Genomic DNA, 12046 nt, shown 5'->3' on the forward strand with positions numbered 1-12046 from the left:
ATTCTCGATGCCCCTGGCCAAACAATGGCCTGCAAGCTGCGTGCCGAATGGATCTTTTAGCTCAAGCCCGGATCAAGGGCGTTCAATCCGAATTCATCGATGCCCTCGGCAAGCTGCGGGTCACCGCGCCCGAGGCCCTCGAATCCATCCTCGATGCCCTGCCGGAGAAGCGGGTCTATCGCTTCGTCAGCGGGCCGGTCGTGGTCCGTGCGCTCGGACGCCCGCGCACGGAATTAGCGTCGGTTGGCGCCCCGCCGCTGCGATGGAAAATCGCCGGCAACGGCAATGTGATCGCGGCAGGAGAGACGCGGGAGCCCGTGATCGCCTGGCCCGCGGGCCTGGCGCTCGGGTATCACCGCCTGACGCTGACCGATGCCGAAGGTGCGAGCGAAGACGTGCCGATGATCGTGGCGCCCGAGCGCTGTTTCGGCGGCGATTTCGACCGCGGCTGGCTGCTCGCCGTGCAGCTCTACAGCGTCCGCTCCGACCGCAATTGGGGCATCGGTGATTTCACCGATCTCGCGGGCCTGGTCCGGCTCGCCAAGCAGCTCGGTGCCGACGGCGTCGGGCTCAATCCGCTGCATGTCCTGTTCGACGATCACCCGGCCGATTGCAGCCCCTATTCGCCGAACAGCCGGCTTTTCCTCAACCCGCTCTATATCGACGTCGAGGCTATCCCTGAATTCTCGGCCGACCTCGTGCCCGACGCGGCCGCAACCGCCGCCCGTCTGCGCGAGGGCGACCGCGTCCCTTATACCGACATGGCGGCGCTGAAATGGCTGGGCCTGCGCGCCGCCTTTAACAGCTTCGTGACAAGCGCGAGCGAGGCGCGTCGCAAGGCGTTTGACGCCTTCCGTGCGGAGCGCGCGCCGCTGTTGTCCCGCTTTGCCTGTTTCGAGGTGCTGCGGCATCGTTTCACCGCACCCTGGTGGGAATGGCCGGCGGAATGGCAGCAGCCGGACGAGGCGAAATGCGCCGAGCTGCGTAATGGCGCGGAGAGGCGCGAGGTCGAGTTCGTCGAATTCGTGCAATGGACGGCCGATAGCCAGCTGCATGCCGCCAAGACGCTCGCCGGCCAGCTCGGCATGCGGGTCGGGCTCTATCTCGACGTCGCCGTCGGCGTGCAGTCCAACGGCTTCGATGCCTGGAACGAGCAGACGGCGATCTCGCGTCATCTCGCGGTCGGCGCGCCGCCCGACGTGCTCAACACGATCGGCCAGGATTGGGGCCTTGCCGGCTTCAATGCCGGTGGGCTGGAAGCGCAATCCTTCGTCCCGTTCGCCGACATGCTCGCGGCGTCGATGCGCCATGCCGGCGCCATCAGGCTCGATCACGTGCTCGGCCTGAAACGGCTTTATCTCGTGCCGCGCGGCTTCAAGCCCGACAACGGCGCCTATGTGCAGATGCCGTTCGAGGCGCTATTGGCCGCCGTAGCGCGCGAGAGCGCAGCCCACAAATGCATCGTGATCGGCGAGGACCTCGGCACCGTGCCGGAAGGTTTCCGCGAGATGATGCAGGATTTCGGCATCTGGTCCTATCTCGTCATGATGTTCGAGCGCGACGATGCCGGCCATTTCCGCAATGTCGACCATTACCGGCCCAATGCGCTGGTGACGCTGAACACCCATGATCTGTCGACCTATGCCGGCTGGCGCTCCTTCGGCGATCTCAAGATGAAGCGCTCGCTCGGGCTCGATCCCGGCGAGAACGACCAGGCGCGATGGGATGCGCTCGGCGGGCTCGACGAGATCCTGCGCCAGAACGGCATCACCGCCAACGATCTCTACTCTGTGCTGGCCTTCCTGTCGCGCACGCCGTCCCGGCTGCTTGCGGTGTCGATGGAGGATCTGCTCGGCGTTGTCGACCAGCCTAACATCCCCGGCACGATCGACGAGCATCCGAACTGGCGCCAGCGCCTACCGGTTGCGCTCGACAAGATCATCTCCAGGATCGATCTCGCAGCTTTGAAGGCTGCGACACGGGAACGTTCATTGCCCGGCGGGAATTGAGCCGCCGGGACTTGCCAGGCTCGCACGACATTGGCTCAGAGGATCGAGGACTATGCGCTGATCGGCGATTGCGAGACCGCGGCGCTGGTCGGGCGCAACGGCTCGATCGACTGGCTGTGCTGGCCGGCCTTCGATTCCGACGCCTGCTTCGCCGCCATCCTCGGTACCCACAAAAACGGCCGCTGGCTGGTCGCGCCGAGCGAGGCCGCAACCTCCATCTCGCGGCGCTATCTCGGCAACACCCTCATCCTCGAAACGCGGTTCGAGACGAAGAACGGCACCGTCGCGCTGATCGATTTCATGCCGCTACGCGGCAAGGCGTCCGACATCGTGCGGCTGGTCCGCGGCATCCGTGGCACCGTGAAGATGCGGATGGAGCTCGTCATCCGCTTCGGCTTCGGCGCGGATATTCCCTGGGTGCGGCGGATCGACCATTCCTTGATGGCCATCGCCGGCCAGGACATGACGGTGCTGCGCACTCCGGTCGAGACCCGCGGCGAGGATCTGACCACCGTCTCGGATTTCGAGGTGAAGGAAGGCGAGACCGTGCCATTCGTGCTGACTTACGGTCCCTCGCATCTCGCCCCGCCTGCGCCGATCGATGCGGAGCTGGCGCTTCAGGAGACCGAAAAATTCTGGGAGGACTGGTGCGGCCATTGCACCCGTGACGGCGACTATCAGGAGCTGGTCCTGCGCTCGCTGATCACGCTGAAGGCGCTGACCTTCGCGCCGACCGGCGGCATCGTCGCGGCACCCACCACCTCCTTGCCGGAGAAGCTCGGAGGCAGCAGGAACTGGGACTATCGCTTCTGCTGGCTGCGCGATGCCACCTTCACGCTGCTGGCGCTGATGAACTCGGGTTACACCGAGGAAGCCCTGGCCTGGCACAATTGGCTGCTGCGCGCGGCCGCCGGCTCCCCGGCGAACATGCAGATCATGTACGGCATCTGGGGCCAGCGGCGCCTCCTGGAATGGGAGGCGGGCTGGCTCGACGGTTATGAGGGTGCGCAGCCGGTGCGCGTCGGCAATGCCGCCCACGCGCAGCTCCAGCTCGATGTCTACGGCGAATTGATCGACGCCTTCCACCAGTCGCGCATGGCGAGGCTCAAGCTCGACGACGAGACGACCTGGGCGCTGGAATGCGCCGTGCTCAATCATCTGGCCGAAGTCTGGGACCGGCCCGACCACGGCATCTGGGAGCGGCGCGGCCAGCCCAAGCACTATGTGTTTTCCAAGGTGATGACCTGGGTCGCCTTCGACCGCGGCATCAAGAGCGCCGAGACCTTCGGCTTCAAGGCGCCGCTGCTGCACTGGCGTGCGCTACGCGAAGCCATTCATCGAGATGTCTGCAACAGGGGATTCGATGCGGAGGAGAATGCGTTCGTCGAGTCCTACGGCTCGAAGATGCTCGACGCCAGCGTGCTGCTGCTGCCCGCCGTCGGCTTCCTGCCGGCGGACGACCCGCGCATCCGCGGCACCATCGCCGCGGCCGAAAAATGCCTGATGCGCGACGGCTTCGTGCTGCGGCACGACCCGCGCGAGCTGCCCCCGGACCAGCCGCCGCTCGAAGGCGCCTTCCTGGCGTGCACGCTATGGCTCGCCGATGCCTATGTGCTGTCGGGCGATCTCGACAAGGCGCAAGTTCTGCTTGACCGCGTGGTCGGCATCGCCAACGACGTCGGGCTGCTGGCCGAAGAATACGATTCCGTGGCCCGCCGCCAGACCGGCAATTTCCCGCAGGCGCTGACCCACATCGCGCTGATCAACACGGCACACAATTTGTCGGCGGCACGGCAAGGCAGCGAGAAGCCGGCGGTGCAGCGGTCGAAGTAGTAGGAAGAGCCGTCAGGCGCTTTTGCCCCCACGAGCACGGTGCACTCCCTCTCCCGCTTGCGGGAGAGGGTTGGGAGAGGGTGTCTCCGCAATGGGATAGCCCCCTAGAGGAGAAAGCCCTCACCCGCGCCTTCGGCGCGACCTCTCCCGCAAGCGGGAGAGGTTGCACCGAGCCCGTGGCAATCGAGTCAATCTAAGCCATTCCGCTTTAGCCCACCCCATTCCGCGTCAAGATCATCTCCATCGCCTCGGCAAAGCCGTCCTGCTCGTTGGTCGCAGTGACGTGCGTCGCCTCGTCCTTGACGTTGTCGGCGGCGTTGCCCATGGCGATCGAGGTGCCGCTGACGCGGAACATGGCGAGGTCGTTCTGCATGTCGCCGATGGTGGCGACCGCGTCGGTCGAGATGCCGAGGCGCCTGGCCATCGCTTGCACGAACGTGCCCTTGTTGAAGCCCGGCGGGGTGATGTCGAGATAATAGGTCTGCGAGCGCACCGCGGTCGCTGCGCTGCCGAGGGCTTCCTGCATCACCTTCTCGCACGCCTCGAGCCGGGCGGCGTCGGCGCTGGCGCCGACGATCTTACAGGCGCTGGCAAGATAGGGCGAGAAGTCAGTCACGATCGTCGGATCGGAGCGGATCGTGTGCCGCTCGTGCGCGACGTAGCTGCCGCTGGGATTGTCGATCAGCCATTTGTCGGTGGTGAACAGCCAGACGTCGGCGCCGTAGTCGCGGAGGATCTGCAAGGTGCGCTCGGCCGCGCGCGCTGGAATCAGGTGCTGCTCGACCGGCCGCATCTCGGGATCGACGATCGAGGAGCCGTTGAACGGCCCAACCGGCAGCCACAGCGCCAGCGGCTCGATCAAGAAGCGCATGCCGATCGCCGGACGGCTGGAGGTGATGGTGAAACCGATGCCAGCCTGGTGCAGCCGCTGCACGGCGTTCTTCGCGCGCTCCGTCAGCGTCTTGTCCTTGGTCAGCAACGTGCCGTCGACGTCGGAGACCACGAGTGAGGTTTGGGTCATGGTAGAACCTTGGGTGTTGCGCCGCCCAATTTGAGCTGCCGCACGATGCCGTCTACGATCGCCTCGACGGTCTCGTCGATCGAGACGGTGATGACGTGCTCGCCCGGCTCCGGAGGCTCCAGCGTCTCGAACTGGCTGGCGAGCAGTCCGGGCGGCATGAAGTGCCCCTTGCGCTGCGCGAGCCGCTCGGCGATCAGCTCCTTGGTGCCCTTCAGGAACACGAAGCGGACGTCATCGCGTCCGCGCAGCAGCACGTCGCGATAGGCGTGCTTCAGCGCCGAGCAGGCGATGATGACGTGCTCGCCGCGGCCGCAGACCCGCGCGATTTCGTCGGCGATGGCATTCAGCCAGGGCCAGCGGTCTTCGTCGGTGAGGGGATGTCCGGCCCGCATCTTCTCGACATTGCTGGCGGGATGGAAGCTGTCGCCGTCCTCGAACCGCCAGCCGAGGCGCTCGCCGAGCGCCTTCGCGACCGTGCTCTTGCCCGAGCCCGACACGCCCATCACGATCAATGCACAGGGTGCTTCAGCGCGGCCCACGAATGTCCTCCGGAAGCGCGGCCTTGTCGACCAGCCAGACGGTCTCGCCGTTCGAGCGCGCGCGCAAGGCCGGCAGATTCTCGCCATTGCAGAGGCGCGTCAAGATCGGCCGCTTGTCGTGCCCGGCAATCTCGAACAGCATCTCGCGGCAGGAGGCCAAAGCGGGCAGGGTGAGCGAGACCCGCGGCACGAACGGCGCAACGTTCGCCTTGGGAACGCCGACGACCCAGCGTCGGGTCTCCTCGATCTCGGGGTAACCGGGAAACAGCGAGGCGGTGTGGCCGTCCGGTCCTGCGCCCATCAGGACGAGATCGAACAGCGGACGTGCGGGATCGAGCTGGTCTCCGCCATAGAAGGCCTGCAGCTCACGCGCATAGGCTTCCGCAGCGGCATCGGGATTGTCGGCTGTGGTCGGGATCGGGTGAATATGGCCGGCGGGCGCGTGGCGATCGAGAAAGGTCGCGCGGGCGACCGCCATGTTGTTGAGGGGATCGCTGTCGGGCACGAAACGCTCGTCGCCGATGAACCAGTGCACGCGCTCCCACGGAATCCTGCCGCGCCAGGCCTCGCTGCTGAGCAACTGATACAGCGTCCTCGGGCTGGAGCCGCCGGTGAGGCAGATTGCAATCCGGCCGGGATTGGCCGCGATCCGCGCCAGCACGCGTTCGGCCGCGGCGCGGGCGAGAGCTTCGGCATCGGCCTCGACGATCAGCTTCGGCTGCTCGGCCTGAGCCATCACGAGAACTTCCGCCAGCTTCGCCCGTCGCGCCGGAGCAACTCGTCGGCGCAGGCAGGGCCTTCGCTGCCGGCTTCATAGGTTTCGATGCCGTTGCTGCCCGCGCTCTTCCAGGCGTCCAGGAACGGCTGCACGGCCTGCCAGCCGGCCTCGATGCCGTCGGCGCGCTGGAACAGGATGTTGTCGCCGATCATGCAGTCGTAGATCAGCGTCTCATAGCCGGTCGAGGGATCGGCGCGGAAATAGTCGCCATAGCGGAACTTCATCTCGACGCCGTCGATGGTGATGCTCGGCCCCGGGATCTTGGCGTTGAACTGCAGCTCGATGGTCTCAGTCGGCGCGATGCCGATGGTGAGGAAGTTCTGCGACAGGCGGTCGACGTCCGTCCCTGAGAACATCGACAGCGGGGCCTGCTTGAACTTGATCGCGACTTCGGTGCGCTTGTGGCCGAGCGCCTTGCCGGTGCGCAAGTAGAACGGCACGCCTGCCCAGCGCCAATTGTCGATCATCAGCTTGAGCGCGACAAAGGTCTCGGTGGTGCTGTCGGGCTTGACGTCCGCGGTCTTGCGATAGTCCGTGATCTCGTCGTCGCCGCTGCGGCCCGCGAGATATTGCGCGCGCACCGAATTCTTCAGTGCGTCCTCCCGGCTGGGCAGCTGGATCGATGTCAGCACGTCCGCCTTCTCGGAGCGTACGGAATGTGCGTCGAAGCGGGCGGGAGGCTCCATCGCGACCAGCGACATCAGCTGGAACAGGTGGTTCGGCACCATGTCGCGCAGCGCGCCGGTGGCATCATAGAAGCCGCCGCGGTGGCCGACCCCGAGCTTCTCTTCCACGGTGATCTGGATGTGGTCGATGTGGTTGCGATTCCAGATGGGCTCGAACATGCCGTTGGCAAAGCGCAGCACCAGGATGTTCTGCACCGTTTCCTTGCCGAGATAATGATCAATCCGGTAGATCTGGTGCTCGTCCATGATCTTCAAGAGTTCGGCATTCAGCGCGCGGGCCGAGGCCAGATCGGTGCCGAACGGCTTTTCGATCACGAGCCGCCGCCAGGCGCCGTTCTCCCTCATCATGCCGGTGCGGCCGAGCTCCCGCGCGGTCGGCGCGAACGCGGCCGGCGGCGTTGCCAGATAGAACAGCCGGTTGCCGCCGGTGTCCTGCGCGCATTCCAGCGAATCCAGATGCTGGCGCAGGCGGTCGAAGGAGGGCGGATCCTTTGCGTCGGCCTCGACGAAGGTCACGCATTCCAAAAGCCTCGTCGCGATGTCGTCGTCCACCGGGCGCGTCGCGAATTGCCGCAAGCCCTTCAGCAGGCTGTCGCGAAGCTCCTCATCCGACTGGCCCCTGCGGGCGACGCCGACGACGCAGAATTTCTCCGGCAGAAGATGCTCGGCGGCCAGGTTGTAGAGCGAGGGCATCACCAGGCGATGGGTGAGATCGCCGGTGACGCCGAAGATGACGAAGGCGCAATTTTCCGGCTTGCGCTTTGGCTGCGGGTCTTTTGTCACGAATGGTCGGCCTTCGCTTGGTTACTCGTTACTTCGGCTTCGCCGCGCCCGGCTGCGTCGGCTCCTTGTGCCCGCCGAACCCTGCACGCATCGCCGAAAGAATTTTTTCGGCGAAGGTGTGTTCCTTGCGGGAACGGAAACGTGTGTAGAGCGCCGCGGTCAAAACCTCGGCCGGCACGGCCTCGTCGACCGCCGCATTCACGGTCCAGCGGCCTTCGCCGGAATCCTCCACGAAGCCGGAATATTCCGACAGTTGCGGACTGTCGGCGAGGGCGGTCGAGGTGAGGTCGAGCAGCCAGGACGGAATCACGCTGCCACGCCGCCACACTTCAGCGATGTCGGCGAGATCGAAATCGTAGCGATGATCCGCCGGCAAAGCCTCGATATTGGCATTCCTGAGGATGTCGAAACCTTCGGCATAGGCCTGCATCAGGCCGTATTCGATGCCGTTGTGGATCATCTTGACGAAATGGCCGGCGCCGACGGGCCCGGCGTGGATGTAGCCTTGCTCGACGCGGGGATCGCGGCCCTCGCGCCCCGGGGTGCGCGGAATGTCGCCGGCGCCCGGCGCGAGCGCCGCGAAGATCGGATCGAGCCGGTCGACCACCTGCTTCTCACCGCCGATCATCATGCAATAGCCGCGGTCGAGCCCCCAGACGCCGCCTGAGGTGCCGACATCGACGTAATGGATGCCGCGCGCCTTCAGCGCCTTGCCGCGGCGGACGTCGTCCTGCCAGAAGGTGTTGCCGCCGTCGATGATGACGTCGCCTTCCTGCATCACGCCGGCGATCGTCTCGATCGTGGTCTCGGTGATGGGTCCTGCCGGCAGCATCACCCAGGCCGTGCGCGGCCGCTCCAGCTTAGCAACGAACTCTTCCAGCGTTGCCGAGCCGACCGCGCCGTCGGCGGCAAGGCCGGCGACGGCCTTGGCGTCCTTGTCGTAGACCACCGTCGAATGCCCGTGGCGCATCAGGCGGCGAACGATGTTGCCGCCCATTCGGCCGAGGCCGATCATGCCGAGTTGCATCTGCATTATTCCTTTAGTTCAGCGCGTCGTTGAGCGCTGCATTGAGCGCGGCGAGGCCTTTCTTGAGACCGCCCTTCAGGTGCACCCGCAGCGCACGCCGGCCGCGTTCCGTCAGCACGTCGAAATCGCCGCGCGCCTGCGCCGCCTTGATCACGCCGAAGCTCGCCTTCTGGCCCGGCACAGGCAGGTCCTTGGCGTCATCGGCGGTGATCTGGAGGAAGACGCCGCTGTCGGGCCCGCCCTTGTAGGCCTGTCCCGTCGAATGCAGGAAGCGCGGGCCGAACTCGGCGCAGGTCGCGACATGCCGCTTCTCGCGCACCTCGAGGCGCATGGCCTGAAGCGCGTCGAGCGTGGCCTTGTCGCGCGCGATGTAGCCGAGCAGGGCGACGTAGTCTCCGTCGCTGGATCGCGACAGATGCGCCTTCAGCCAGGAGCCGAGATCGCCATTGGCGCCGGCGGCGCGTAGCGCCGTGGCATTGGCCTCGTCGGTGTAGAGATCGGCTTCCTTGGTGCTGACCACCGGCTCTTCCGCCGGCAGCTTGCCGGTCTTCTCGAACGCGGCGGTGAGCTCGCGGGTCTTGATCTTGGCTGCTTCGACGTCCGGCTGGTCGAACGGATTGATGCCGAGAATGCTGCCGGCCACGGCGGTTGCCATCTCGAAGCGGAAGAACTCCTGGCCGAGATGCTCGATCGACTTCATGACTATGCGCACCACGGGGTGGCCCGCCGCCTCGATCGCGGCAAGCTGGGAATCGTGTGCTGCGTCCGCTTCGCCTTCGACGCGGATGTCGATGAAGAAACGGTCGTTGCCGTAGACGGAGGGATCGCCCAGCGGCTCGCCCTCGATCGGGATCAGGCCCTTGCCCTCCTTGCCGGTCGATTCCGCGATCAGCTGCTCGGCCCAGGCGCCGAAATCGGCGATCTTCTTCGACGCCAGGATCGTCACCTTGTCGCGGCCTTCGAGCCCGGCGAGACCCATGGCAAGGCCGAGCTGCACGCCCGGGTTTTCGGACGGCGGCACATCGGGGCCACAGGAGCGGGCCATCGCCAGCGCATGCTTGACGAAGCTCTTGACGTCGATGCCCGCGGTTGCCGCCGGCACCAAGCCGAAGGGCGAGAGCACCGAATAGCGTCCGCCGATCGAGGGCTCGCCATGGAAGATGCGGGCGTAATGAAGGCTCTTCGCCGCCTTCTCCAGCGACGAGCCGGGATCGGTCACCGCGATGAAGCGATGCCCGGTCTTCACCTTCGGCCCCACCGCCTTGGCAACCTGCTCGTGGAAATAGTCCTTCATCGCGTTTGGCTCGGTGGTGCCGCCGGACTTGCTGGAGACGATGAAGACGGTGTTGGCGATGTCGATCTTCGCCTCCATCGCCCGCACCTGCGCCGGATCGGTGGAGTCGAGCACGTGCAGCTTGGGGAAGCCGGCCTTCTTGCCGAAGGTCTCCGCCAGCACCTCGGGGCCGAGGCTGGAGCCGCCCATGCCGAGCACGACGGCGTCGGAGAATTTCTGGCCCTTCACGCGGCCCGCATAGTCCTCGTAATCGGCAATGTCGGCCTTGGCTGGACTGTCGAGCCAGCCGAGCCATTTGTCCTCGTCCGCACCGGTCCAGACCGACTTGTCGCGCTGCCACAGCCTGCGGATCTTGGCCGACGCCCGCCATTCCTCCGTGGTCTTGGCCAGCGCCTTGCCGAGCGCCTCGCCCAGCGAGAGCTGCTGGCGGTCGAGTGCGGGCCCGAGCACGACGGCGCGCTTGTGGGCGACGGCGCCGTAGAGCTTGTCGGCGGCATCCGCAAACAGCTTGACGCCGTCCTTGACCAGCTCCTCGGCGATCGCATCGAGCGAGATGCCAGAGCGCTCCAGCTCGTCCAACACGCGCTTGGCGTCCTCGACGTTCTCCTCCAGGCTGTCGCGCGGCTTGCCGTGGTCGCGGAATGCATCCAGCGTTGCCGGCGGCACGGTGTTGATGGTGTCGGGGCCGATCAGCTCCTCGACATAGAGGACGTCGCTGTAATCCTTGTTCTTGGTGCCGGTGGAGGCCCACAGCATGCGCTGCGGCTTGGCGCCCTTGGCGGCGAGCTTCTCCCAGCGGGGGCCTGCGAACAGGCGCTTGTAGTCCTGATAGGCGAGCTTGGCGTTGGCGATCGCCACCTTGCCCTTGAGCGCGGCGAGACGTTCCTTCTCGGACGGATCGTTGGCGCGGGCGATCTTCTCGTCCAGCTGCTTGTCGACCACCGAATCGATCCGGCTGACGAAGAAGCTGGCGACGCTGGCCACATGCGACGGATCGCCGCCGCCGGCGACGTAGGTCTCCAGACCGGCGATGTAGGCCTCGGCCACCTCGAGATAGACGGCCTTGGAGAACAGCAGCGTGATATTGATGCTGATGCCCTCGCTGATCAGCTGCTCGATCGCCGGCAGGCCCTCCGGCGTCGCCGGCACCTTCACCATCAGGTTCTTGCGACCGACGTCCTTCCAGAGCCGCCGCGCCTCCGCGATCGTGCCCGATGTGTCCATGGCGAGATAGGGCGAGACCTCCAGGCTGACATAGCCGTCGCCGCCCTTGAGGCGGTCGTAGACCGGGCGCAGCACGTCGGCGGCGTTCTGGATGTCCTCGATCGCAACGGCCTCGAACAGGTCGGCCACGGTGCGGTCGCCGCGCTTCAGCGCCTTGCCAATCGGGGCGTCATATTCGTCCGAGCTGCCGATCGCCTTCTCGAAGATCGACGGGTTGGAGGTGACGCCCTTGACGCCGTCGGTGTCGATCAGCCGCTTCAGGTCGCCCTTGGCGATGAAGCCGCGGGCCAGGAAGTCGAGCCAGACCGCCTGTCCGTGCTTTTCCAGTTCTTTGACGGGATTCATGATGCTTATTATCTCCAAGCCTGCGGACGAGGGGTTTTCGCGAACGTCTGACGCGCTATCCTCTAGCCTACATGCACCCGGGAGGGAACCAATCAAGGGTGCGGGAGTCATACCCTCCAGTGTAACTCCGTCGCGATCATGGCGATCCAGACGGGCGCCTTGCTGTTGCGTAAAGGTCGTTCACCATCCGGCCGATCTTAGCGCCTCGCTGTTCAGCGGGCATGTCGTCGTCATCCACTCCTTCGCATCCGCGCTCTCCGTATCGACAATGAATTTCTGCCACGGGGTTCGATAGCGGAAATCTTGCTCGAAGATTGCCGCGGTCACGAAATGATCGTGCTGAGGCCGACATGCGAAGAGCTCCGCAGCATCCCAAGCTGGCCGTTACGCACAGAACGATCGCGTTGTCATCCGTCGGGGTGGGCCTGGCCTGGCAGCGACTGTGACACGGTGCTGCGCGTTGCCGCGACGTACAGGCCGCCAGCACACCGCATTGCAGCAGGAAGA

General features: G+C 65.7%; 8 protein-coding genes. 2 read left to right on the forward strand and 6 right to left on the reverse strand.

Translation table 11 applies throughout. The annotated features are described in order from the left end of the window. The first annotated feature begins 47 nt into the window (after positions 1-47). The gene (gene malQ / locus ACTEK7_RS20885; protein WP_225146857.1) at positions 48-2009 is read left to right on the forward strand and encodes a 4-alpha-glucanotransferase; all 1962 of its coding nucleotides are present in this window, start codon (positions 48-50) and stop codon (positions 2007-2009) included. Between the two features lie 30 nt (positions 2010-2039). Further along, complete coding sequence (locus tag ACTEK7_RS20890) at positions 2040-3842, forward strand: glycoside hydrolase family 15 protein (protein ID WP_225146858.1); 1803 nt, start codon at positions 2040-2042, stop codon at positions 3840-3842. Positions 3843-4050: 208 nt separating this feature from the next. On the opposite strand, the gene ACTEK7_RS20895 is transcribed toward ACTEK7_RS20890, so the two are convergent. The 6 genes from ACTEK7_RS20895 to ACTEK7_RS20920 are packed head-to-tail and all read right to left on the reverse strand — an operon-like array spanning position 4051 to position 11539. Further along, positions 4051-4863: an HAD family hydrolase gene (locus ACTEK7_RS20895; RefSeq protein ID WP_225146859.1), complete on the reverse strand. Its 813-nt coding sequence runs from the start codon at positions 4861-4863 to the stop codon at positions 4051-4053. Beyond that, complete coding sequence (locus ACTEK7_RS20900) at positions 4860-5366, reverse strand: gluconokinase (RefSeq protein ID WP_050996012.1); 507 nt, start codon at positions 5364-5366, stop codon at positions 4860-4862. The genes ACTEK7_RS20895 and ACTEK7_RS20900 overlap by 4 nt, the downstream gene beginning before the upstream one ends. 22 nt (positions 5367-5388) lie before the next feature. Beyond that, positions 5389-6138, reverse strand: a complete 750-nt coding sequence (pgl, locus tag ACTEK7_RS20905; RefSeq protein WP_036027292.1) for a 6-phosphogluconolactonase — start codon at positions 6136-6138, stop codon at positions 5389-5391. Next, complete coding sequence (zwf, locus tag ACTEK7_RS20910; RefSeq protein ID WP_225146860.1) at positions 6138-7649, reverse strand: glucose-6-phosphate dehydrogenase; 1512 nt, start codon at positions 7647-7649, stop codon at positions 6138-6140. Before zwf ends, pgl begins: the two co-directional genes overlap by 1 nt. 28 nt (positions 7650-7677) lie before the next feature. Further along, the gene (gene gnd / locus ACTEK7_RS20915; RefSeq protein WP_225146861.1) at positions 7678-8676 is read right to left on the reverse strand and encodes a phosphogluconate dehydrogenase (NAD(+)-dependent, decarboxylating); all 999 of its coding nucleotides are present in this window, start codon (positions 8674-8676) and stop codon (positions 7678-7680) included. A gap of 13 nt (positions 8677-8689) precedes the next feature. Then, positions 8690-11539: a bifunctional transaldolase/phosoglucose isomerase gene (locus ACTEK7_RS20920; protein WP_225146862.1), complete on the reverse strand. Its 2850-nt coding sequence runs from the start codon at positions 11537-11539 to the stop codon at positions 8690-8692. Positions 11540-12046: the final 507 nt, after the last annotated feature.

The organism is Bradyrhizobium sp. JHI2711 (assembly GCF_056156565.1).

What these genes read in the sequence shown, in the direction of transcription:
- malQ (WP_225146857.1), top strand. Translation starts at nt 48, where the DNA reads ATGGATCTTTTAGCTCAAGCCCGGATCAAGGGCGTTCAATCCGAATTC.
- ACTEK7_RS20895 (WP_225146859.1), bottom strand. Translation starts at nt 4,863, where the DNA reads ATGACCCAAACCTCACTCGTGGTCTCCGACGTCGACGGCACGTTGCTG.
- ACTEK7_RS20900 (WP_050996012.1), bottom strand. Translation starts at nt 5,366, where the DNA reads ATGGGCGTGTCGGGCTCGGGCAAGAGCACGGTCGCGAAGGCGCTCGGC.
- pgl (WP_036027292.1), bottom strand. Translation starts at nt 6,138, where the DNA reads ATGGCTCAGGCCGAGCAGCCGAAGCTGATCGTCGAGGCCGATGCCGAA.
- gnd (WP_225146861.1), bottom strand. Translation starts at nt 8,676, where the DNA reads ATGCAACTCGGCATGATCGGCCTCGGCCGAATGGGCGGCAACATCGTT.
- ACTEK7_RS20920 (WP_225146862.1), bottom strand. Translation starts at nt 11,539, where the DNA reads ATGAATCCCGTCAAAGAACTGGAAAAGCACGGACAGGCGGTCTGGCTC.